The organism is Streptomyces sp. NPDC058086 (genome assembly GCF_042885015.1).
Lineage (GTDB): Bacteria > Actinomycetota > Actinomycetes > Streptomycetales > Streptomycetaceae > Streptomyces.
The window spans coordinates 185705-207486 of the sequence record NZ_JBHVST010000005.1 but is presented as its reverse complement, the minus strand read 5'-3'; the positions used below and the strand labels follow the sequence as shown (position 1 = coordinate 207486).

The 21782-nt window shown below is 67.8% G+C and carries 21 protein-coding genes and 2 pseudogenes; 8 read left to right on the top strand and 15 right to left on the bottom strand.

From position 1 onward, the window contains the following. Positions 1-480: 480 nt before the first annotated feature. Together ACFVWD_RS06180 and ACFVWD_RS06175 are read right to left on the bottom strand one after the other, a co-directional pair. Positions 481-1530: an SgcJ/EcaC family oxidoreductase gene (locus ACFVWD_RS06180; RefSeq protein WP_389594195.1), complete on the bottom strand. Its 1050-nt coding sequence runs from the start codon at positions 1528-1530 to the stop codon at positions 481-483. Between the two features lie 155 nt (positions 1531-1685). Then, complete coding sequence (locus tag ACFVWD_RS06175) at positions 1686-2486, bottom strand: alpha/beta fold hydrolase (protein WP_389594194.1); 801 nt, start codon at positions 2484-2486, stop codon at positions 1686-1688. A gap of 287 nt (positions 2487-2773) precedes the next feature. On the opposite strand from ACFVWD_RS06175, the gene ACFVWD_RS06170 reads away from it, so the two are divergent. Then, entirely contained in the window at positions 2774-3721 is a 948-nt protein-coding gene (locus ACFVWD_RS06170) for a GlxA family transcriptional regulator (protein WP_389594193.1), read from the top strand. 85 nt (positions 3722-3806) lie between these two features. Here ACFVWD_RS06170 and ACFVWD_RS06165 read toward each other — a convergent pair whose 3' ends face one another. From ACFVWD_RS06165 to ACFVWD_RS06155, 3 genes are all read right to left on the bottom strand, one after another. Next, entirely contained in the window at positions 3807-4247 is a 441-nt protein-coding gene (locus ACFVWD_RS06165) for a hypothetical protein (protein WP_389594192.1), read from the bottom strand. Between the two features lie 93 nt (positions 4248-4340). After that, positions 4341-7049, bottom strand: a complete 2709-nt coding sequence (locus ACFVWD_RS06160) for a SpoIIE family protein phosphatase (protein ID WP_389594191.1) — start codon at positions 7047-7049, stop codon at positions 4341-4343. A 106-nt stretch (positions 7050-7155) separates the two neighbouring features. Continuing rightward, positions 7156-7290, bottom strand: coding sequence for a hypothetical protein (locus tag ACFVWD_RS06155; protein ID WP_389594190.1), 135 nt, complete (start codon positions 7288-7290; stop codon positions 7156-7158). Between ACFVWD_RS06155 and ACFVWD_RS06150 the strand changes: the two are divergent. Next, positions 7272-7789: pseudogene (locus tag ACFVWD_RS06150) on the top strand (IS5/IS1182 family transposase); the annotation flags it as partial. The gene ACFVWD_RS06155 and the pseudogene ACFVWD_RS06150 overlap by 19 nt on opposite strands. Before the next feature lie 48 nt (positions 7790-7837). Here the strand turns inward: ACFVWD_RS06150 and ACFVWD_RS06145 are convergent. Then, positions 7838-8428: a DUF6461 domain-containing protein gene (locus ACFVWD_RS06145; protein ID WP_389594189.1), complete on the bottom strand. Its 591-nt coding sequence runs from the start codon at positions 8426-8428 to the stop codon at positions 7838-7840. A 334-nt stretch (positions 8429-8762) separates the two neighbouring features. Here ACFVWD_RS06145 and ACFVWD_RS06140 point away from each other — a divergent pair, with 334 nt between their 5' ends. Continuing rightward, positions 8763-9977, top strand: a complete 1215-nt coding sequence (locus ACFVWD_RS06140) for an FAD-dependent oxidoreductase (RefSeq protein WP_389594188.1) — start codon at positions 8763-8765, stop codon at positions 9975-9977. A 338-nt stretch (positions 9978-10315) separates the two neighbouring features. Here the strand turns inward: ACFVWD_RS06140 and ACFVWD_RS06135 are convergent, their stop codons facing one another. Continuing rightward, positions 10316-11011, bottom strand: a complete 696-nt coding sequence (locus ACFVWD_RS06135) for an alpha/beta hydrolase (RefSeq protein ID WP_389594187.1) — start codon at positions 11009-11011, stop codon at positions 10316-10318. Between the two features lie 76 nt (positions 11012-11087). Between ACFVWD_RS06135 and ACFVWD_RS06130 the strand changes: the two genes are divergently transcribed. Then, complete coding sequence (locus ACFVWD_RS06130; RefSeq protein ID WP_389594186.1) at positions 11088-11729, top strand: TetR/AcrR family transcriptional regulator; 642 nt, start codon at positions 11088-11090, stop codon at positions 11727-11729. A gap of 24 nt (positions 11730-11753) precedes the next feature. On the opposite strand, the pseudogene ACFVWD_RS06125 reads toward ACFVWD_RS06130, so the two are convergent. Further along, positions 11754-12155: pseudogene (locus ACFVWD_RS06125) on the bottom strand (hypothetical protein); the annotation flags it as partial. A gap of 166 nt (positions 12156-12321) precedes the next feature. Further along, positions 12322-13209, bottom strand: a complete 888-nt coding sequence (locus ACFVWD_RS06120) for a helix-turn-helix domain-containing protein (RefSeq protein ID WP_389594185.1) — start codon at positions 13207-13209, stop codon at positions 12322-12324. 166 nt (positions 13210-13375) lie between these two features. Here ACFVWD_RS06120 and ACFVWD_RS06115 point away from each other — a divergent pair, with 166 nt between their 5' ends. Beyond that, on the top strand, positions 13376-13591 hold the full coding sequence (locus tag ACFVWD_RS06115; protein ID WP_057602221.1) for a 4-oxalocrotonate tautomerase family protein: 216 nt from the start codon (positions 13376-13378) through the stop codon (positions 13589-13591). A 325-nt stretch (positions 13592-13916) separates the two neighbouring features. On the opposite strand, the gene ACFVWD_RS06110 is transcribed toward ACFVWD_RS06115, so the two are convergent. After that, entirely contained in the window at positions 13917-14396 is a 480-nt protein-coding gene (locus ACFVWD_RS06110; protein ID WP_389594239.1) for a DUF6194 family protein, read from the bottom strand. A 47-nt stretch (positions 14397-14443) separates the two neighbouring features. On the opposite strand from ACFVWD_RS06110, the gene ACFVWD_RS06105 reads away from it, so the two are divergent. Further along, a complete protein-coding gene (locus tag ACFVWD_RS06105; protein WP_389594184.1) occupies positions 14444-15235 on the top strand; it encodes a MerR family transcriptional regulator in 792 nt (263 codons plus the stop codon). Between the two features lie 641 nt (positions 15236-15876). Here ACFVWD_RS06105 and fmdA read toward each other — a convergent pair. The 5 genes from fmdA to ACFVWD_RS06080 form a co-directional block, all read right to left on the bottom strand. Further along, positions 15877-17127, bottom strand: a complete 1251-nt coding sequence (gene fmdA, locus ACFVWD_RS06100; RefSeq protein ID WP_389594183.1) for a formamidase — start codon at positions 17125-17127, stop codon at positions 15877-15879. A gap of 24 nt (positions 17128-17151) precedes the next feature. Beyond that, positions 17152-17790 (bottom strand): AmiS/UreI family transporter, encoded by a 639-nt coding sequence (locus tag ACFVWD_RS06095; RefSeq protein WP_389594182.1) that lies wholly within the window; start codon positions 17788-17790, stop codon positions 17152-17154. Positions 17791-17982: 192 nt separating this feature from the next. Further along, positions 17983-18261 (bottom strand): FmdB family zinc ribbon protein, encoded by a 279-nt coding sequence (locus ACFVWD_RS06090; protein ID WP_181649487.1) that lies wholly within the window; start codon positions 18259-18261, stop codon positions 17983-17985. A 148-nt stretch (positions 18262-18409) separates the two neighbouring features. Beyond that, entirely contained in the window at positions 18410-18778 is a 369-nt protein-coding gene (gene crcB / locus ACFVWD_RS06085; protein WP_389594181.1) for a fluoride efflux transporter CrcB, read from the bottom strand. Further along, the gene (locus tag ACFVWD_RS06080) at positions 18775-19203 is read right to left on the bottom strand and encodes a fluoride efflux transporter FluC (protein WP_389594238.1); all 429 of its coding nucleotides are present in this window, start codon (positions 19201-19203) and stop codon (positions 18775-18777) included. Before ACFVWD_RS06080 ends, crcB begins: the two co-directional genes overlap by 4 nt. Before the next feature lie 359 nt (positions 19204-19562). Between ACFVWD_RS06080 and ACFVWD_RS06075 the strand changes: the two genes are divergently transcribed. Both ACFVWD_RS06075 and ACFVWD_RS06070 read left to right on the top strand, forming a co-directional pair. After that, entirely contained in the window at positions 19563-20726 is a 1164-nt protein-coding gene (locus ACFVWD_RS06075) for an NAD-dependent formate dehydrogenase (RefSeq protein WP_389594180.1), read from the top strand. Positions 20727-21094: 368 nt separating this feature from the next. Then, the gene (locus ACFVWD_RS06070) at positions 21095-21517 is read left to right on the top strand and encodes a hypothetical protein (RefSeq protein ID WP_389594237.1); all 423 of its coding nucleotides are present in this window, start codon (positions 21095-21097) and stop codon (positions 21515-21517) included. Positions 21518-21782 lie beyond the last annotated feature (265 nt).

Sequence of the window (21782 nt, the reverse complement as noted above, 5' to 3'; positions counted from 1 at the left end):
CCCTTCAAATTTGGGGGGCCGCTTCTTTTGTTTATACGACCCCGCACTGCCCCCGTTGCGGGGCGCCCCCCCCGGGGGCGGGGGGCCCCCCGCCCCCCGGGCACCCGCGGCGTTTTCGGAGGACCGGCGGCGCCCGCCCCGGCCCAGCGCCGGGTTCCTCTTTCGCTGCGTATATGTCCTGATGGCGGGGTAGTTGACGGTGCTCGGGGGCGGGTGCTGGGCGATGGCTTTACGGGCACGGCCGGGGCGTGACGAGGACGAACGGGCAGCCGTTCGCAGGTTGTCGCGGGCACGAAGGGCTCCACGGGGTTGAGGAACTCCACAACAGGCATGGGGGGCTGGGCCGCCGGGCGATGAGGCGGGGACGCGGTTGACCCGCAACGGACATCCCTCACAGCATCCTGAACATTGATCAGTTGCCCGCCAAGCCCTGGGAGGGGCGGGCGGCCTGTGCATCCGTGCCCACGGCGCCCGACGCGGTCAGCTGAAGAACGGGTCGTCCACGACGTGAACCCAGCCGCCGTCCGGCTGGCGTCGGAGGATCTCGGTGGTGGTGGAGACCACCGGCTCCGGTCCGACCCCGGTGAGGGTGGCGTTGTTCGACACCAGGGCGACGTCGTCGACCTGTCGGATCTCGCGCGGTTCGAGCTTGAGGCGGGCACCGCTGTCGACCATCTGCTGCATGGCCTTGCGGATGGCGTCCGTGCCCACCAGATGGGTTCCGGGAGTGGGGACGAAGTGGGCGTTCGGCTCGTAGAGCGACACCAAACCCTCGACGTCACCGGCCTCCAGGTACTCCATGAACAAGGTCCCCACCTGCTCGGGCGTCTCGGCACGGCGCCTGGCGGTGACGCCGACCGGCTTGTCGCCCCAGCCGGCCGCGGCGATCAGGTCGTACCAGCTGGGATAGGCACCGTAGGGCAGGTGGCGACGCAGCATGTCGCCCATGAAGGTCGTCGGGGACACCTTGTGGGGCTTGGTCTTGGCCTGGGTGATGATGGCGTCGCTGAACCCGTAGGCCAGGTCCTGACGCGGCAGCAGGGCGTGCACTTCGTCGGCGAGGCCGGGCGGAAGGCTCTCACGCTGGACTCCGAGGATGTCGGTGGCGATACCCGCCTGGGCCAGCGCCACCTCCGTGCCCTTCCGCGAGGCGATGCCGTCCGAGGTGTGCAGAGCGATGGCGTCCCAGACGACGGCGATACGCCGTTCCTCGACACCACGCTCGCGAAGGAATGCCGCTGCGATGTCGGCGCCGTCGACCTCGAAACGCTGGTCGCCGTTGCTGCCCTCCTCGCTCAGTCCCATGTCGTGCAGGACGCAGCTGACGAACACCAGCTCGTCGTCGTAGTCGGTACCGGCGCGCAGACCCTGTTTCTGGGCATGGGCGCGGGCGAAGACGTAGCTGCGGACGCAGTGATCGTGAATGTAGGCAGGCGTGGCCTGTGCCGCAAAGGCGTATGAGTCCCGGGCGAGGCTCGTGTCGGGGAGGTCGAGCTGCTCGAAGACGGACAGGTGTGCGTCGGTGGTCATGATGTGTCTCCTTCATTTGGGCCCCGGTCCGGGGCCCATCGGCACGGTGGCCGGGCGGCACGCTCACGCGTGCCGGGTATGGGGGGTGCGGCTGCACGGCACGTGGAGTGACAGCCGATCGCCACACGGGGGGGTGTGCGGCTGGAGTGCTGCGCTTACAGCTGGGCGGCGAACGCGCCGATCTGCGCGGCCACCTGATCGGGCACCTCAAGGGGAGAGAGGTGGCCGGTGTCCTTCAGGACGGTCAGCGTGGCGGTCGGGATCAGCGGCAGCAGGTGGTCGGCGAGCACGGTCGGCGGGTCGACCTTGTCGTGGCTGCCCGCGAGAACCAGCACCGGCACCTCGATGGCTGAGACGCCGGCCGACACGTCCTGGACCAGGCCCTGGCGCGGCCACTCGAGACGGGCCTCGTCGCCGCCGCGCAGACTGTCCTCGACCACCTGCCGGCGCAGCTCGGAAGTCAGCCCGCCGCGGGTCAGCATCAGGTCGATGCTCTGAAGAACCGCCTCCTCGTTGTCGTAGGCGTGGGAAACCGTCTCCTGCACCTGCTCGGTCACCCCGATCGGCGCGGGCGGCGCGGGCGCCACGAGGACGACTCCCCTCAGACCGGCGGGCTTGCGTGCGGCCAGCATCTGAGCCACCTTGCCACCCATGGAATGCCCGACCAGTACATAGCGGGAGTGTCCGAGCGCGTCGACGACCCGCTGCGCGTCGTCCGCGAGCTGCTCCAGGTCATAAGGTCCCGGCACGCCCGCGGAGTCGCCCCATCCACGCTGGTCGTAGGCCACGAAGCCCTGCCCGGGATCCAGACGCTGCAGCACCGGGATCCAGGTGCGCCGTGAGCCTCCCCAGTAGTGCAGGAAGATCAGCGCCGGGCCGTCACCCTCGCGGACGTGGGCGTACACCTGGCCGCCCTGCACGTCGAAGAAGCGGCCCACCACATTCTGCGAAGTCATTGCCAACTCCTCGTCCACGGCCGGGGCTCTCGGACCGCTCCACCGGTGTGTGGAGTCGGCTGCCCCGCGCTCGCTCTTCGATCCTGCTCCGGAACCTCCCTTCCAGACCACGGCTCATCTGCCAGCATGCGCATCTTTTGGGCCAGAACGTGCAGATGGATCCTTGCTTTCCGGCCACACGATCAGCGGCTTGATCAGGGGATTTATCCCGAGAGCATTCTTGAGTCAGGGCATGGCGGCTCCCTGACCCTCCCTGCGGCATTGATGTCGGACGTAATATTGCGGCCATGAACAAGCACCGGGTCATGGTCCTGGCGGTCGACGGCGTGCTGCCCATGGATCTGGGGATCCCCACGCAGATCTTCAACGCCCGTCCGAACACCCCCTACGAGCTCACCGTGTGCGGCGACACCGAGGAGGTCGTGACCACGAGCGCCGGTTTCACCCTCGGGCTGAGCGCGGGTCTCGAGGCGCTCGCCGAAGCGGACACGATCATCGTCCCGGGCTTCGAGGACTTCCGGCGCCCTCCGCACCCGCGGGTGAGGGCCGCTCTCAAGCTCGCCGGCCGCGCCGGGATACGCATCGCTTCCATCTGCACCGGCGCCTTCGCCGTCGCCTCGGCCGGACTGCTCGACGGCCGCACCGTCACCACCCATTGGGCCATGGCGGATGACCTCGAAGAGCTCTACCCCCGGCTGCGCGTCGACCGCAACGTCCTCTACATCGACAACGACACCATCCTGACCTCCGCGGGCGTCACGGCCGGCATCGACCTGTGTCTGCACCTGGTCCGCAAAGACCTCGGCGCAGCCGTCGCGAACGACATCGCCAGGGACATCGTCGCCGCCCCACACCGCGACGGCGGACAGGCCCAATACATCAACAGGACCCTCCCCACCCCCCAGGCCACCACGCTTGCCGACACCCGTGAACGGGCCCTGCTCCACCTCGAAGAAGACCTCACCATCCCCCACCTCGCCGACCATGCCGGCGTCTCCCCACGCACCCTGACCCGCCTATGGCGCCAGGAAACCGGCGTCAGCCCCCACCAATGGCTCCTGACCGCCCGCATCAACCGCGCGCGAGAACTCCTGGAGACCTCCGACCTCCAGGTGGAACAGATCGCCACCCGGTGCGGCCTCGGCAGCGGCGCCAACATGCGCGCCCGATTCCGTGACGCCCTCGGCATCACGCCCACGGCCTATCGCCGCACCTTCCAGCACCAGGCCGCCTGACGGCGAAGGCCGGACTGCGCGGTCACGGAGTCCTCCGACCCAGTCGCGCGTCCACCCCGGCAGTGTCCAGGGCGGAAAGATCGCCTCACGGCAGGGCGTCGAGGCCGTCCGGCCGATCCAGGACGCCATCGAACAACGGGTGCGCGGCCTGCTCGCCGAACTCGGCATCTCGGCATCTCGGCATCCGCATGACCGCAGCGCGGGGCACGGTCAGGCCACGAGGCTCATGCCGTCCGGTGAACCGACGCCACAGTGACCACCGGCGTGCGGTTGCGCCGTCACGCCTCGGTTTGCTGTGCCGTGGGGCGGTGGATGCGGCGCGTGTCAACTGGGCTTCCAGCAAGACGAGTTGGTTGCGCCAAGCCGCCGTGTTCGCCTCGGTCAAGGCGGAGTTGTTGCAGGCCAGGGGTCTGTACTCGGGCAGGGATGAAGCGGATCCGGTCGCCGAACTGCTCCAGCCGCCGAGGCCGGCGGCGAGGCCGGCTCGACGATCCGGCTGTTCGACGGCAACGGCACCGGACTGCATTGAGCCGCGAGAACCTACAGCGTTGCGCTCGCGGCCCTGGTCGCACGGTCGGGGCGCGGAGGAGGTCGCGGGCAGCCGCAAGGCGGGGCCGGATCAGGCGGGCGGTGGGGCGTTGGGCGGGGCTTGTTCGGTGGGCTGGTTCATTGCGGAGAGCTTCTGTTCCGTCCAGATGACCTTTCCGCCGGATGTGTAGCGAGTACCCCAGCGGTCGGCGAACTGGGCTACCAGGAAGAGTCCCCGGCCGCCTTCGTCCATGGTGGTGGCTCGGCGCAGGTGCGGAGAGACGCTGCTGCCGTCGGAGACCTCGCAGATGAGGCTGCGGTCACGGATCAGGCGCACACCGATGGGACCGGTTGCGTGCCGGATGGCATTGGTGACCAGCTCGCTGAGGATCAACTCCAGAGTGAACGCTTCCTCTTCCATGTCCCAGTCGCCCAGGAGCCGGGTGGCGGCAGCACGCACGCCGGCAACGGCCGAGGGGTCGGACGGTACGTCCCAGGACGCGGTGCGATTGCCGTCGAGCAGCCGAGTGCTGGCGACAATCAGGGCTACGTCGTCGCGTGGCGCTACGCGGACCATGGCATCCATCGCTGCCCGGCACACCTGGTCCGGCGTTTGCCCGGCGTGTGCAACAGCACGACGCAGGAGCTCGATGCCCTCATCGATGTCACGCTGCCGGTCTTCGATCAGGCCGTCGGTGTAGAGGACGATGGCGCTGCCCTCGGGCAGAAGTACCTCGGTCTTTTCGTAGGGCAGTCCTCCCAGCCCCAACGGCGGGCCGGCCGGTACGCCGGGCAGGTCCGCATGCCCGTCCGGGCGCACGATGATGGGTTCCAGGTGGCCCGCCCTGGCCATGGTGCAGAGACGGGAGATCGGGTCGTAGATCGCGTACAGGCAGGTGGCGCCCGTGAGTGTCGGTGTTTCACCGTCGCCGTCCCGGTCCTGGTCGATGCGGGTGACAAGTTCGTCCAGGTGCCAGAGCAGCTCGTCAGGTGGCAGGTCGAGCGTGGAGAAGTTGTGGACGGCGGTGCGCAGTTGTCCCATGGTGGCGGCGGCGTGCAGTCCGTGCCCCACAACGTCGCCCACCACGATGGCGACGCGCGCTCCGGAGAGGGGTATGACGTCGAACCAGTCGCCGCCGACACCACCGAGTCCTGCCCCTGCCGGAAGATAGCGGTGGGCCACGTCGACCGCGCTCTGGTCGGGGAGCGCGTGCGGCAGCAGGCTGCGTTGCAGCGTGACCGCCGTGGTGTGCTCGCGGGTGAAGCGACGGGCGTTCTCGATACTCACCGCCGCGCGGGCGACCAGTTCCTCCGCGAGCGAGAGGTCTTCCTGAGTAAACGGTGTCGGCTCCTTCGAACGCCAGAACGTCGCCATGCCGAGAATCACTCCGCCGGCTCGCAGGGGAGCAGCGATCATGGAGTGGATGCCGTATGCCACCAGTCTGCGAGCTCGGTCGGGGTCCTGTACCTGCCAGCCGGAGAAGGCTGCCAGGTCGGCCTCCAGCACGATCTGCCCGGAACCGAAGCCGGATGCCTGTGGTGTTGACGGGTCGAAATGGATGAGCTCACCGGGAGGGTAGAGCGGCGCATCCTTGCGTATGCCGTCCACCGCGACACGACGTAGTTCCGCTGCACGCAACGGGTTCGGTTCGTCGCCGCGCAGCACGGCATCGACCAGGTCGACGGTGACGTAGTCGGCGAACCTGGGCACGGCGAACGCCGCCAGTTCCTGAGCCGTGTGGGTCACGTCGAGAGTGGTGCCGATGCGTATACCGGCGTCGTACAGAAGTTTGAGCCGTTCCTGGACTACTTCCACCCGGCCCATCAGTGCGCTGAGTTCGGTTGTGTCACGCAGCGTGGCGACCCAGCCTCCCAGCCCGGGCTGCTGCGCCATGGGGCGTTGGCTGACGGCCAGGATCCGGTCGCCCACCTCGATGACCTCGTCCGTGGTCGCCCTGCCCGACAGGAGAAGCTGCTCGGCCTTCGGTTCGAGCCCCAGATCCGTGACGGGCCGCCCGTCCCCGTCGACCCTCAGCCCGAGCAGGCGCCGTGCTTCGTCATTGGCCAGCAACAGACGACCCTGGGAATCGACGATCAGAACACCCTCCCGTACCGTGTGCAGAACAGCATCGTGGTGCTCGTACATACGGGTCATCTGCGTCGGGCCGAGGCCGTGTGTCTGACGGCGCAGGCGCCTGCTGATCAGCGCTGTCCCGCCGGTGGCCGCCGAGAGCACCACGCCGGTTGCCCCCAGGACGAGTGGCACCTGCCGCTCGGCTGCCAGGCTCACTTGCTTGACCGTGATGCCCGCGGAGACGAGACCGATGACCCTCCCGTCACCTGTGGTGACGGGAACGACGGTGCGGACCGAGGGGCCCAGCGTCCCGGCAGTCGTCTCGGTGACAATCCCGCCGTGCTGCGCTGCCGCGATGCTGCCGATGTAGTGCCGGCCGATCTGCGCGGGGTTCGGATGGGTGTAGCGGATGCCCGTGGGACTCATCACGACGACGAAGTCCACGGCGGTGCGTCGGCGGGTTTCTTCGGCCTGCGGCTGAAGCACGGCGGTCGGATTCGGCTTGGACAACGCCTGTCGCACGGCGGGGGAGGCGGCGACTGCCGAGGCAACGGCCAGTGACCGGTTGCGGGCCTCGCGCTCGGCGTCGGCCCGGTACTGGAGCATCAGGGTGGCGACCGCCGCTGCCGCAAGGGCCAGGATCAAAACGGCCTGCAAGAGGAAGACCTGGCCCGCGACGGTGGGCAGCCGACGCCAGGACCGCATGCGTCCGATCAGCTGATGCATATGCCCATATAACATCGCGGATATGTCAATATCACCCCTAGGTGATACACAGCCTTACCAACGGTTCGGAACGTGCCCGGATGTGTACGCATAGTGAGTGCGAGTCCTACCCGATGTCGCCGTCGGCCCAGGTGAGCACCCGGATCCCCGTCTCCGTGCAGTCGGCGCGCTTGGCAGGAAGGGCGCCGTGCCGGGGCGAGCCCGTGCACCCGGGGTGCGAGAAGAAGGCGCAGGCCGTCACGGCAGACCGGTGGGAAGCGAAGCAGAAGGAGCGCCGAGGCCGTTGCGCGGGGTCGGGTCGACTGGTCCATGGTGAGCGTGGACTCCACCGTTCACCGCTCTCACCAGCATGCTGCTGGGGCTCCAAAGCAGGCACCGCGGATACCCGGCACGCGCAGTCGGCCTGCCCCACACCGCCCCGATGAAGCTCTCGGCCGCTCCCGCGGAGGGCTGAGCACGAAGATTCACCTGGCTGGTGAAGACGGGCTGCGACCTCTGGCTCTTCTCGCTACACCCGGTCAGTCGGGAAACGCTCCGCAGATGATGCCGGTCCTGGACCGAATCCGCGTTCCCCGCTCCTCAGGCGGGAGCCCGCGCGCCCGACCAGACCACCTGGGTGGTGACAAAGCGTACAGCTCCCGCCGCAACCGCCTTACCTGCGCCGTCGACCGATCAAGCACACCATTCCTGAACGCCGTGACCAGCGAGCGCACCACCGCAACCGCGGTAGCAAGGGTGGAAGTCGCCGCGATCCAGTTGTGGCTCCGGAGATGACCTGAGTCTGGCGGTTACGCCTCGCGCACGATGAAGAGCGGGAGCTGCCCGTGCAGCACGTCTGTCCGCGGCAGCCGCAACCGGAAGTGCTCCTCGATCGTCAGTACGCTCAATCGGCGGACCCGTTCGGCATCGGCTTCGCGGAGATCCGGCTGTGCCGGCAGGACTCCCACCTCGGTGAGAGCTGGGACCAGCACGTCAGGGCTGTGGCCCCACCGACGGGCTTCTTCCCCGATGCCGAACGAACAGATGTGGTTGCGGTCACGGTAGTAGGTGAACATCGACGGCGGCTGCCACGGAGTCAGGAGGAAGTTGACCGCCTCCACACCCTCGGCTGAGACAGCCCCCAAGCCGGTGGCGGTGGGGCCGACCGCATCGCCGTACTCGACGGCGAAGGACCAGTCGCCGGCGCGGCCCACCCTGGCAACGCTTTCGACGCCATCACCGGCGAGCAGATCTACCGCGTCGTCAGCAGAGGCGCGATGTGCAAGCTGACCTGGGCGTGCTCCCAGCCGAGATGCAAGGTCGACCGGATCGATGTCACGAGCAAACGTCACGCACTCGATCAGATAAGGCTCCAGAAACCACGCGATGCCGTCAGCCACACTCTCCCCCTCGACGCGAATGTAACTCGCATACTCTCCTGCGCCACTGACAGCTTCAGGCAGCCCCGCCCCCGCACAGCCTGACCCACCGGACACGGCCTGATGCAACGAGCTGCACAGCGTTGCCCTTCAAGCAGCCACCCGACCAATTCGCAGTGGCATGACTGGTGTTGGCGCTGCGGGGCTCACGGCCGAACCTGTGCTAGCTTTTTTCCGGACGTACAAAAGTCACGGTCCGGTGGGTAGTCCGGATGGCGGTCATGCGCTCGTACAGTGCCGTTGAGGCACGTCCGGTGCGTCCCTTTTCGTTTCATCTTCGAGAAGGGACACAGTTGTGTCGGATCTGCATGTCATCATCGCCGGAGGCGGGCTGGGCGGCCTGGCCCTCGCGCAGGGGCTTCGTCAGGCGGGGATCAGCGTCGCGGTGTATGAGAAGGACTCCACTGCGGCCTTCCGCAACCAGGGCTACCGCATCCGCATCAACTCCGACGGCATCACCGCGCTCAGGGCGGTGCTGACGCCGCAAGCCTATGAGGTGTTCGCGGCTACCGCCGCCACCCCCGGGTCACGCATGGACGCGTTCGACCACCAGCTGAACCTGCTGCACGCCCAGGAACTCCCGCCCGTCCCGGACCTGCCCGGCGGCGGGCACTTGGGGGTCAACCGCATGACCCTGCGGCAGATCCTGCTGTCCGGCCTGGACAAGGCGGTGCACTACGGTGCCCGGCTGACCCGCTACGACACCGACCGGTCGGGCTCGGTGACCGCGCACTTCGCGGACGGCACCAGCGCCACAGGCGATGTCCTGATCGGCGCTGACGGGGTCAACTCGGCCACCCGGAGGCAGTACCTGCCCCAGGCTCAGGTCGTCGACGCCGGACTGCGGCTGCTCTACGGCAAGGTCCCGTTCGCCGGTGACCAGGCACGAGCCCTGGTCCCGCCCGAACTGCTCGGACTGTGGACCACCGTCATCGGCCCGGGCAAGCGCTTCGTAGGACTCGCTCCCGTGCAGTACCGCGAGCCCCTGCACCAGGCGACGGCCCGACTGGCTTCCGACATCGAGCTCAGCGACGACAGCGACTACCTCGCGTGCGTCTTCGGCACCCGCCGCGAGCAGATTCCTTGCACGGACGAGGAGTTGTTCGCGATGAACGGCGCGGAACTAAAGGCACTCACGCTCTCCCTGGTGGAGGGATGGCACCCTGAACTGGTCGAGATCGTGTCCCGTCAGGACCTCGCCTCGATCTTCCCGGTCTCGGTGCGCACCAGCGTGCCCGTCGCGACGTGGGAGACCACCGCGGTCACCCTGTTGGGCGATGCCATCCACGTCATGAGCCCTGCCATCGGCGTTGGCGCGAACACCGCACTCCGTGACGCGCGGGTACTGACCGCTCGACTCGTTCAGGCCGCCGGTGGTCGGCCGTTGGCCGAGGCCCTGCACGCGTACGAGGAAGAGATGATCGACTACGGCTTCGACGCCGTGCGCGAATCGGCCGCCCGCGGGCACAACCTGGTGGGACAGGACCCGCTGCCCTCCACAGGGGTGTAGGCGTCTGCGTCTGGCGACCGCCCGCACACCGAACCGTGCGAACCCACTTCTGGCCTGCGAAGTGATCCAGATACGTTCGCGCCATAAGCGATCGGGCCGAAGCGAACCTGGACTCGCGGCCTCGTTCGCCAACGCCACGCGGTTGACCTTGGAAGGCCGCGCGTCAGGGGAGACGGCCCTTGAGGATCAACGGCCGGAAATCTGGCGCCGAGCCGGTGTTCGCACGTCGACGTCCTGCCCGTTGTAGGCGGTGTAGGCCCTCGACAGAAGTTCTTCCTCGGCGCTCACGACGGCCTCCTGGTCCTCGGATCGCCGGCCCGGCTCGTGCGCGGCTGCCGTCACAGGCTCAGCAGCAGGTCCCGGACCGCGGCGGGCTGGGACAGGAACGGGTGGTGGCCGGCCTCGAGTTCGACGACGCTGCCGGCCCGGCGGGCGAACTCGCGCTGTAGGCGCGGCGGGGTGCCGCGGTCCTGAGTGCAGACGAGGTACGTCGAGGGCGCCTGCTGCCATGCGGCCGCCCCGACCGGCTGCCCGGTCACCTGCACGCTCTGCCGGGCGAGGTGGTGCGCCGCCTGCGCCTGGACCTCAGGGTCGCAGTCCTGCAGGAATGTGTCCACGAGCAGTTCGGGGCGGACCCCGAACGTGCCGGCGTCGGGGTCGACGTCGAGGAACGGGGCGGGGCTGCCGTCCCCGAACTCCGACAGGCTCTGCCCGACCTCGGGCAGGTAGCTGGAGACCAGCAACAGGTGGCGTACCGACCCGATTCCCGCAGCGGCTTCCGCGGTGATGATGCCGCCGTAGCTGTGGGCGACCACGACGGTCGGCTCGTCGCCGGCCTGCAGCGCCTGTCGCACCGCGGCCACATCCTCGGACAGCCCCGGACCGCCGACGCCGCCGGGCAGGCCCGCCTCGCCGCAGCTCGGCAACGCCGGGGCCACGCTCGGCACCCCTCGCTCCTGCAGCAGCCCGGCGGTGCGGTGCCACCACCACGACCCGTCCCGCACGCACGCCCCATGCACGAACACGACCCTCATCGCTACCTCCATGTCTGCCCTGACCGCCTTTCGATCAACGGTAGACGTAGCCATCGTTACGTGAAAAAGTCGGGCCGTGGGCAGACGACCGCAACCGCACATCAAGGAGAGGCTGCTCGATGCCTGCGCTGATCACGCCCTCGCGCACGGCCTCCCCGACCGTCTCGAGCCGCTGGCCACCGCCACCGGCACCTCAGCCCGCATGCTGATCTATCACTTCGGCACCCGCGACGCCCTGCTGCGGGCCGTCCTCGGGCACGCGCGTCAACGCCAACTCGACACATTCGGCGACCTCCTGCGGGTGCGACCCGACGAGCCCTACACAGCCACCCTGAACCGCGCCTGGACCTCCATCACCGGCCCGGACGGGCGACCGTACCTGCGGATGTTCGGTCAGCTGCGCGAGAGTGCGGAGCAGCAGTTGTGGCCCGACTTCCGGCGCACCGCGACGACCGACTGGCTCGGGCCGCTCGAGGACGGCCTGCGCAGCATCGGTCGGCCGGATCTCGCGACGCTCGTGCTCGCTGTCATCCGTGGTCTCCTCATGGACCTCGACGCCACTGGCGACACCACCCGCACCGACCGGGCCTTCCTCGACTTCCTCGACACAGTCGAGCACCTGTCCAGCGGCTGCCGCTCAACCGCATACCGCTCCCAGGAGCGTTGTCAGAACCCGCAGACATCACCCTCCAGCGAAACCGGGCGCTTTCCACGCTGAGCAACAAACGCTCTCGGATGCCACTCACGGATCACCACCTCGGCCCCAGGGCGGCTCACGCCGGCGCCCGAGGTGGCAGGGCAGACCGCTCTGTGGGGCGACAGCCTGCGCGAACCCAACGGCAGCCCGCGGGCATGTCGACATGCGGGCAGCGGCCCGAGGCGAGGAAGCCTGGGGCCGCTGCTGTCGTACGGACAGGGCTAGCAGCTTCGCGATACGCCACTCGCTTCCGGCGTGCTGCAGTGTGAACGCGTAGAAGCCGGTCGTGATCACGGTCGGGCTCCCACCTGCGTTCGACGTCAGCATCAGGTGGGCCCACACCACTGCCGTGTCGGCGTCAGCACGGTGGAAGGCCACGCTGATCAGGTTGTGCCGTCGCTGCTCGGCCTGCGCCTCCGTTGTATCTCGTACCAAGTCGAGAATCGCCGCGCGTCCGCGGAGCTATCCGCCCCCCACGCCGACTCCGTCAACTCCTCGTCCCACCTCAAGATCAATTATCAGACGCGCCCGAGTGCTCTGCTGTGCGTCGTTGGCGATGGCCACGAGAGGCGGGGGGGCCCGCACGGGCGGTTCCGGGCCCGGCCGTCCACTCTCAGCCCGTGTGGACGCCGCCTTCGGTGCGGGAGGCGCCCTCGGTCGCCGCCATGTCCTGCGTGCCGATGACGCCGAGCAGCTCAAGCTGAGCGGCGCCCTCGGTACCGGGCGGGGCCGTGAACCACAGGAGGCGCTGGCGGCCGTCCTCGCTGAACAGACTGTGGCAGTCCAACTCGATGACGCCCAGCGCGGGGTGCACGATGCGCTTGTGATCAGTGCGGCGCAGGCCGACGTCGTGGGTGTCCCACAGGGCAGCGAACTCCGCGCTGCGCCGCCGCAGTGCGGCCGTCATCCCGGCGACCTCGGTGTCGCGGCCCCGGCGGGCGGCGACTGCCTGCAGGTCAGCGACGAAGACCCGTGAATGATGCGGATGGTCCTCGGGCGGGTAGACCGCGCGTGCGGCCGGATCCGTGAACCAGCGGTACGCGAAGCCGGTGGCGGGGCCGCGCGGCTCCGGAGCCCGGCCGAGCAGTGCCGCGGCCAGCTCGTTCTGGACGAGGGTCTCGTGCAGGTCGGTGATGACCTGGGCCGGGGTGGTGGCCAGCCGGTCCAGCAGCCCGAGCAGGGCGGGCTGGACGTGCCGCGCGCTCGCACCGTGCGCCGATGCGGGCAGCGGCCGGTCGGCGAGATGGAACAGGTGGTCGCGCTGGTCACCGCCCAGCCGCAGCGCCCGGGCGAGGGCGGCGAGTGTCTGGGACGAGGGCTGGGCGCCACGTCCGCGCTCCAGCTCGGTGTAGTAGTCGGCCGACAGGCCTGCCAGTTGCGCAACCTCCTCGCGCCGTAGGCCCGGCACCCGGCGCCGGGGCCCGGCGGGCAGGCCGACGTCGGCCGGCCGGATCCGGTCACGCCGGGACCTGAGGAACGCCGCAAGCTCGGGAAGGTTCACCCACTCATCGTCGCCTCTCCGGCGGGGTCCGAGCCAGGGGCTGGTGACCCCTGGGTGGGCTCAGCCCTGGCCGGAGCAGGTGACTCGGACGGATGGTTGCCCCATCGGGGTCGACCTCCTGCTCGTCGTGAGCAGCTCCGGTGCCCCCGCACGAAGAGAGATCACCATGCCATTCGCGAACTTCAAGGTCCCCGCCGGCGCCCTCACCGCAGAGCAGAAGGAGCAGATCATCACGCGCACCACCGACCTGTACGCCGAGATCTTCGGCGACCGCGCCCGGGCCACCACCCTCGTACTGGTCGAAGAGGTCGCCGACGCCGGATGGGGCATCGGCGGCGGCGTCCTGACGCTTGCCAAGATCCGGCAGACGCCGCAGGAGTGACAGCCTTGCCGGTCTCCGCCCCTGGCGATTCCGGGGGTGCTGACGCCGCCCAGTCACCGTCCGGGGCGGGCGAGGGCCCAGGTCAGATGTGCGGAGTCCCGCCGCCCAAGGGGTGACGAGTGCGGTAGGCCTCCCGGTACGCGGCCGGGGGCGAGCCCAGTTGGCGGCGGAAGTGACCGCGCAGAGCGGCGGTCTGTGTGAGGCATCAACCATGAAGGTGCAGGACTCAGCCGGCTCTCCTGCTGTCTGGGTCGAGGCCCACTCGTCGAAGTCCACCGCCGAGCGCATGCTCCGGCCCACGCTGTCCGCTTGCTCTGGAACCGTGTCAGTCATTCTCCAGAGACCTTCCCGGTTCGTGTCGCCGCGCGAACCTGGCACGAGCGGCGTCGTGGGCGCTGCGTAGAAGCTGCACGGCCGTGTCCGTTGCCCTCTCACCAGGATTGACGACGGAGATCCAGCCAAGTGCCCCGTATACCGGGTGCGGCATCACGCTGTCGGCGGCTGCGTAGTCGCGAGGTCGGGTGAGGCTGCGCGGCTCCTCCCCCGTGAGCTCCCGGAACGTCGCACGGTCGGCGTGGATGTTCACGCGCCAGCGGCCCGGAGGGTCAAGGTCGGAAGCGGCGTCGTCGGGGTAGTTCTTGATGACGATCGTTCCGTAAGGCTGGACGTTCTGAGGCATCTGACCGTCGGGGGCGTAGTAGAAGAACGCATCCCCCCATGCGAGCTCGGGGAAGTCGCCGCCCGGCTCCGGGATAACCACGAGCGCGCCGGCGAAGCCTCGCACGGTCGCGATGATCTGTTCCATACTCATGGTTCAAGCATCACCTTCAAGTGCTTATGTGGGGTTGGCTGATGGGCGAGCTGGTGAGCGGTTCACAACGGGTGCCGCTCCGAACCGCCGATGTCGCCATGGAGTCGGGGTACTCGGTGCAACAGGTTCGCGACCTGGAGCGGCTGGGAGTCATTCCCCCAGCCGCTCGATCGAGCAACGGTTACCGTTCCTACACACCGCTGCACGTGCACGCCCTTCGCGCCTATCGAGGACTCGCAGGTGCTGTTGGGCCTGTCACAGCCCGGCAGATGCTCGCGGAGCTGCGAACAGAGACGATCACGGAGGCAGCCTCAGCGATCAACACGGTCCATGTTCGGCTCGCGCGGGAACGGGAGGAGGCCCTGCGCGCTCAACAAGCGTTGCGTGCGATCCAGGCCGAAGCGAACACACCCGAGTTCGAGCAGGAGAGTGACGCGATGACGATCACAGAGCTCGCCGGAGCGCTCAATGTACGTCCCTCCACCCTGCGGTTCTGGGAGCAGGAAGGGCTTGTCACACCTGAGCGAGTGACGTCACTGCAAGCACGCCGCTACGGTCTTTCAGCCGCCGGAGCGGCCCGAATCGTTGCGGCCCTCCGCAGCACCGGTTACAGCATTCCAGCAGTGCGCGAGATCATGGGCTCCCTGCACCAACTCGACGGCCCGGGAGAGACCCAACGCATCCTGCAACAGCGTCTTGACCAGATCGCCACACGGTCCGTGGCGCTACTCCGAGCGGGCGCAGACCTGGCAGCCGTCGTCACGGCCGCCCAGGCACCGACGACCACCGAGGCCGTATCAGGCAGCGTTTGCCCCGGCGACCACGGCTCGTAGGCGCTGGTCGTCGGTGTGGCGGTTGGGTAGAGGGTGCGCAGGTAGCGGCAGAACTCCAGGAACCTCGACCGGTTCTTGACCTTCTTGATGTGGCCGTAGAGCTTGTCCTTGGCCAGAGTGCAGATCAGACAACTACCAGCCGATACAGACCGCCCCGGCCCCAAAGCTCCTGTCGTTGCGTCCCCAACGCGTCCTCGATGAGGTCCCCCAGGGGCCAGACCGAAGACATGGAGGACGATCGCACCAGCTCGGAACGGGGTCTCGAACCCGCCCGCAGCGGACTGCCCTGCCCACGCACGACGGCTCCACCCCAGGTACCGGGATGGAGCCTCCTGACCGCATGCCGGACCGGAGGCATTGCGCCTGGCTCTCACCGCGCCGACCGAATCGCTGGAACGACCTCTGCGACCACGTCCTGGAGACGCTGCTGCCCTCCTCCGACTCCTGCCCGGGAGAACCCCCATCAGGTGAAGCGCAGCAGCGGGCCGAGACACAAGTCCACGGGGCGTCACCGAAGGTTTCGGTGACGCCCCTGATGTGTCGATCGGCATACCTGCTTTCGCGTATCCCGCGCCTTGATCCACTGGTCGAGGGTGGGGCCGCCGCTCTTGCGTGAGGGCGGGCATCCCTCGTCGTCCGGTTCAGGCTGTGGACAGCGCGCACTTGCCGCGGTCGGCCTTCATCGGACCGGCCGCGGTCGGCCGGACGTCGAAGTCGAACATGGCGGTGGGTACGTACAGCGAGCAGCAGGCGTTGGGGATGTCGACGATGCCGCTGATGCGACCCTCTATGGGGGAGGAGCCGAGCAGCAGGTAGGCCTGCTCTCCGCTGTAGCCGAACTTCTTGAAGTACTCGACGGCGTTGAGGCAGGCCCGGCGGTAGGCCAGTGTCGCGTCCAGGTAGTAGTTCGTGTCCGTGTCGTGGTCGACGGAGATCCCGATGAAGGTGAGGAACTCTGTGTACCTCGGCTCGACGTTGCCCGGAATGAACACGGGGTTGGTGGAGATGCCGTACGTCTCCATGCCGCCCTTGATCAGGTCGACGTGGAAGTCGATGAAGCCGCCCATCTCGATGGCGCCGCAGAAGGTGATCTCTCCGTCGCCCTGGCTGAAGTGCAGGTCGCCTCCGGAGAGCTTCGCGTCCTTGACGTGTACGGGGTAGAAGACTCTCGATCCCCGGGTGAAGTTCTTGATGTCGTGGTTGCCTCCGTTCTCGCGGGCCGGCACCGTGCGTGCGCCTTCCTCGCCGATGCGCCGTGCGAGGTCTCCGGTGGCCGTGCCGGCGAGGGCGTTGGTGACGTCCGGCGGGACGGCGAGCGGGGGGACCCGGTTCGGGTCGGTGTCGATCAGCGCCTGCTCGCGGGCGTTCCAGCGGGCGAGCATCTCGGTGGAAGGGGCGGTTCCGAACAGCCCGGGGTGGGTGATTCCGGTGAAGCGGATCCCGGGAAGGTGGCGGGAGACGGCCTGCTGTCCGTGGAAGTCCCATACCGCCTTGTAGGCGTCCGGGAAGTAGTCGGTCAGGAAGCCTCCGCCGTTGGCCTTGGCGAAGATGCCGGTGTAGCCCCAGCCTTGTCCTGCCGCGTCCCCGGTCTGCTGCGGCACGGGGCCGAGGTCGAGGATGTCGACGACGAGCAGGTCGCCGGGTTCGGCGCCCTCCACGCCTATCGGGCCGCTGAGCATGTGAGGGATGGTCAGGTCGATGTCGCGTACGTCGTTGGCGGTGTCGTTGTTGCCGACCTGGCAGTCGGTCCAGTCGCGGCACTCTACGCGGAACTCCGCTCCTGGCTTGACCATGGCGACGGTGGGGATGTCCGGGTGCCACCTGTTGTGGCCGGGCACGGCCTGGTCGCGCATCGACTTGCTGTGGTCCACGCTGAAGAGATTTTCAGGCATGAGAACTCCTCGTTTTTGATCCGGTCACGTTGGTGCGCCCACACCTCCGGCCCGCGGGGCGGCTGAGGTCGGCCGGGGCGTTCTATGGGTGCGTGGCCACAGCCCCGCGAACACCACGACGCCGAAGACCCCCAGTGCGATGGCGGTCTCGGTGGGGTGCTTCCAGTAGCCGGAGAGCAGCAGCCCCGCGGGAATCACGCCGGTGACCCAGCCTTCGATCGCCGTGACCCAACCGGTATAGATCGTGAGGCTGTCCTTCTTGAGACCGAGCAGCAGGAAGAACAGGAACCACAGGTAGGCCCAGTAGAGCCAGATGACCCCGAAGGGGTAGTCCTTGAAGAGCCGGAAATTGACGAACGAGTATCCCAGGGCGGCAATTGCCACAAACAGCGAGTAGTAGCCGACGCCGGTGCTGTCGAGACCGGCGAGCAGGCCGATACCTACGTAGAGGTAGGTGAAGCCGAAGAGGTAGATGCCGGATGCCGCCAGGATCTTCATGGGGTCGCCGTTGGCGGTGAAGACGAGGTAGGTCGGCGTCAGTACTTGCAGTGCGCCTACGAAAAGGTTGAACACCGCTGCTGCCTTGGCATCGACCTTCCCGAGCAGCAGCAATCCATTCATGAAGAGCACCGCACCGACAAAGAGCAGTCCCACGTTTCCCACGGGGACACACCTCCTAAGTCCGCGTGGGGGGAGGAATCACGTGACGCCCGGGCCGCCGATCACCTGCCGAGGATACGATTCGGCTCCCGGCGCGCGTTCCGCGATTCCGAATTTCGCGCACCGCTACGGGAACGACGTCGTGTTCCGATGTCGAAACCCGCATGAGACGTTCTGCCTTGTCGACCACCGCCCTCAGAGACGCGGCAGCCGCGAGAGTGCGGGGTGCGGGTGCCGTGGCACCCTTCTGCGTGGCGGCACTTGGGAGACTACTGCCGGGGCCTCACGCGCCTGCTCCTCCGAGAGATGGAGGGCGGCGACCGCATTCGAGGTCAGCGAGAGACCGGGCGAGGAATACACACGTCTCGCAGTGCCTGCGCAAACAGGGCAACCGTAAGCCTTGGGCGCCGTCCCGATTTCCAACTTCACATCGAAGGGCCCACAGCGGCTGCATTGATATTCGTAGGTTGCCATCAGCAGCCTCCGGATGTCGGTGGACGCTGGCCAACCCGAGCGGGTGTGACGTGCCCGGATAGGCGTACGCCACAGCATGTTTCCTATGTTCAAGGAGACGTCTCGTAAATCCACGTGTCAAGTCCCCGACGGCTGTGCCTTCCCTTTCTCAGAACGACCCGATGGCGAGTCCCGCCGCTGCCGCCGACAGACCCACCACGAGGCTTGAAGTGCCGTACAGCAGGGACCTTCTGACCTGTCCCTTCTCGCGCAGGTGGACCAACTCGTAACTGAATGTGGAGAACGTTGTATAGGCGCCACAGAATCCGACACCGACAATGTGCACAGCCTGCTCCGACAGCCCGTGCCGTGCGGCGAGGCCCATCACAATGCCCAGCACGTACGACCCGGTGATATTGATCAGCCACGTGCCGCGCGGGAACAGGCCCGGGCGTCTGTACTGCACGTACTGGTCGAGTACGTAGCGTGCGACTGCCCCGACCGCGGCCGCGGCACAGACGGCGAGCAGGATGATCACCGGACCCACCAGCCGTACCGGCGGGCGCGGCCGTGCCGCGCGGTGAGCCGCACCCGCCGGGCCAGGGCCATCCTGCCGATCGCCAGGCCCAGAGCGGTCGCGGCCAGTCCGGCGAACAGGCTGCCGAAGACGTTGAACGCCGCGACTGCGTAGTGGCCGAGACCCAGAAGGCGATCGGTGTCGACCATCCACGTCGAGAAAGTGGTGAAGGCGCCGAGAAACCCGACGCCGACGAACGGTCGCACGTACCGGGTCGGCGGCCAGATCTCGAGCACATACATGAGCAGCAGCGCCAGCAGGAACGCACCGGACACGTTGATGGCGAACGTCGTCAACGGAAACGCCGCCTGAGGCGTGGGAAACGTCAGTCCAAGTACGTAACGGGCTGCCCCGCCCAGAACGCCGCCGAGCGCGACCGCCGCCAGGACGCCCTTGCGCAGACGTGAGCGGAACGGGTTCGCGTGACGGCGCGGGATCGCCTCCTGGCTCGGGCTCGGCTCGCGGCTCGGGCTCGGTACCGGAGATGTATGTAGGCTCCCGGGATTCCCTCTCGGGCCCGGATTCGTCCGCCCGCATCAGAAGCCTCCGCACAGAATACGGATCGGTACGCTCTGTCGCCCCAACTCCTGGCGCAGGCCCCATCGATATCCGCATCCTTATCCACTGGCGCACCCCCATGATATCTGCGGGGATTGCAGCGTCGACGCATGCTCAACTAAAATTCAAGATCATCGGTATCCGACCGGTTCAGCCGGTGCGGAGGCCCCACCGATGGAGGACGGCCATGGCAAAGATCCTTGCGGTGCTCTATCCCGACCCCGTGGGCGGATATCCTCCCGGTTACGCCCGCGACGAGATTCCGGCCATCACCGGATATCCGGGCGGTCAGACAACGCCGACTCCACACACCATAGATTTCACCCCGGGGCAGCTTCTCGGCTGCGTCTCGGGAGAACTGGGACTGCGCCGGTTCCTGGAGGACCGGGGCGACACCTATGTCGTCACCAGCGACAAGGAAGCACCCCACTCCACCCTGGACCGCGAGCTGCCCGACGCCGACGTGGTGATCTCCCAGCCCTTCTGGCCCGCCTATCTGACCCCCGAGCGGATCGCCTCCGCCCCCCGGCTCAAACTCGCGATCACGGCGGGGATCGGGTCGGACCACGTAGACCTGCCCAGCGCCATCGACCACGGCATGACGGTGGCGGAGGTGACCTACAGCAACAGCATCAGCGTGTCCGAGCACGCCGTCATGCAGATCCTCACCCTGGTGCACAACTACCTGCCGGCCCACGACTGGGTGACCGCCAAGAAGGGCTGGAACATCGCCGACAGCGTCTCGCGCGCCTACGACCTCGAAGGCATGAACGTCGGCGTCCTGGGCGCCGGCCGTATCGGCCAGGCGGTACTGCGCCGCCTGAAGCCGTTCGACGTCACGCTGCACTACAGCGACGTGCACCGGCTGCCCAAGCAGGTCGAGGAGGAACTGGAGCTGACCTGGCATCCCGACGCCCGCTCGCTGGCCTCCTCGGTCGACGTGCTGTCGATCCACACTCCGCTGCATCCGCAGACGCACCACCTCTTCGACGACGACCTGATCGGCGTCATGAAGCGCGGTTCGTACATCGTCAACACCGCACGCGCGCTCATCGTCGACCGGGACGCCGTGGTCCGGGCCCTCAGCAGCGGCCGGCTGGCCGGATACGCCGGTGACGTCTGGTATCCGCAGCCGCCACCGCCCGACCATCCCTGGCGCACCATGCCCCACGAGGCGATGACCCCGCACGTGTCCGGTTCGACCCTCTCGGCGCAGGCCCGCTACGCCGCCGGAACCCGGGAGATCCTGGAATGCTGGTTCGACGGACGCCCCATCCGCCCGGAGTACCTGATCGTCGACGGCGGCGGACTCGCCGGAACGGGAGCGCGCTCCTACACGGTCGCCGGATAACACACATCGAGCCGGAACGGCGCTGTTGCCGCCAAGCATGGCGACGCCTCTGGTCGGCGCCTTGCTGACAGGCGTCCTGACAATTCCGGCTCGATAACAGGCGGCGAACAAGAAATCAGCAGAAGATCCATTGGGACATACAGCCGAAGATCCACCACATGAGTGGGCAATGGACCTTCGGCTATGTCGTGCCTGTTGCGAGCCCATGTCTCCTGTGAGCCGACTCACCCCGAATTTGCTGGCGGGGTGCGGCCGAAACCCTTAGTTTGCTAAACAGACAGATTTTTCTATGCGGACGCACCGGCGCCGCGCATACTGTTTCGCAAGATAATCAAGGCGAACGCCGGGAAGGTGGATCAGTGAGCAGCATGGACGCCGTATGGGTCCGGGGCGTGAACGGCATTCAGTTGCATCACGTGACCGATCTTCAGGATGCCGGCCGGTTTTTGGGCAACGCAGCGATGGCACTGCGGGCCGCACACGTAAGGACCGGCGCCGACCGGTACTCCAGCATCGCCGCCGAGCTGAAGAGCCTGGTGGAGCGAGTGCGGGAACTGGAGGACGAGGCGCGGTCGGGCATGCACGACCTGCACTCCACCGACCCTGAGCGGTTCGCTCGCTGCCGGGACGGTCACGAGCCGTGGCCTGGTGAGATCCCGGCGGGATTCATCCCGCGCCACACCTGCAAGGACGAGTGCCTCTACCACGATCGTGAGGTCCTCGACGCCATCATGCAGTGCACCTGTGGCCGGCCGCCGTGCCGGGCATGCGAGATCGGCGGAAAGCTCTGAGAATCCCGAGCCTGAGCGGGTGCGGAGGAAGCAGCCCCCCAGCCCCCAAAGGCTCCGTAGGCTCCGTCCGCACTCGCTGACGTCGAACGGCGGCGTCCGTTCTGCGGTTGAAAAGGGGACACGAGCATGGGTTCGGTGCCGAACCTGCCGGTTCCCACGAAGGGGACCCACGCGCGTGTCCCGTCGAGGATCCCCGACTGAAGGGATCCGTCCCGAGATCGACACCCTTGTTCAGCGGCGACCGGTGCCGTCGGCCAACCACAGC

What these genes read in the sequence shown, in the direction of transcription:
- ACFVWD_RS06180 (WP_389594195.1), bottom strand. Translation starts at nt 1,530, where the DNA reads ATGACCACCGACGCACACCTGTCCGTCTTCGAGCAGCTCGACCTCCCC.
- ACFVWD_RS06175 (WP_389594194.1), bottom strand. Translation starts at nt 2,486, where the DNA reads ATGACTTCGCAGAATGTGGTGGGCCGCTTCTTCGACGTGCAGGGCGGC.
- ACFVWD_RS06170 (WP_389594193.1), top strand. Translation starts at nt 2,774, where the DNA reads ATGAACAAGCACCGGGTCATGGTCCTGGCGGTCGACGGCGTGCTGCCC.
- ACFVWD_RS06165 (WP_389594192.1), bottom strand. Translation starts at nt 4,247, where the DNA reads ATGCAGTCCGGTGCCGTTGCCGTCGAACAGCCGGATCGTCGAGCCGGC.
- ACFVWD_RS06160 (WP_389594191.1), bottom strand. Translation starts at nt 7,049, where the DNA reads ATGCATCAGCTGATCGGACGCATGCGGTCCTGGCGTCGGCTGCCCACC.
- ACFVWD_RS06135 (WP_389594187.1), bottom strand. Translation starts at nt 11,011, where the DNA reads ATGAGGGTCGTGTTCGTGCATGGGGCGTGCGTGCGGGACGGGTCGTGG.
- ACFVWD_RS06115 (WP_057602221.1), top strand. Translation starts at nt 13,376, where the DNA reads ATGCCATTCGCGAACTTCAAGGTCCCCGCCGGCGCCCTCACCGCAGAG.
- ACFVWD_RS06110 (WP_389594239.1), bottom strand. Translation starts at nt 14,396, where the DNA reads ATGGAACAGATCATCGCGACCGTGCGAGGCTTCGCCGGCGCGCTCGTG.
- ACFVWD_RS06105 (WP_389594184.1), top strand. Translation starts at nt 14,444, where the DNA reads ATGGGCGAGCTGGTGAGCGGTTCACAACGGGTGCCGCTCCGAACCGCC.
- fmdA (WP_389594183.1), bottom strand. Translation starts at nt 17,127, where the DNA reads ATGCCTGAAAATCTCTTCAGCGTGGACCACAGCAAGTCGATGCGCGAC.
- ACFVWD_RS06090 (WP_181649487.1), bottom strand. Translation starts at nt 18,261, where the DNA reads ATGGCAACCTACGAATATCAATGCAGCCGCTGTGGGCCCTTCGATGTG.
- ACFVWD_RS06075 (WP_389594180.1), top strand. Translation starts at nt 19,563, where the DNA reads ATGGCAAAGATCCTTGCGGTGCTCTATCCCGACCCCGTGGGCGGATAT.
- ACFVWD_RS06070 (WP_389594237.1), top strand. Translation starts at nt 21,095, where the DNA reads ATGGACGCCGTATGGGTCCGGGGCGTGAACGGCATTCAGTTGCATCAC.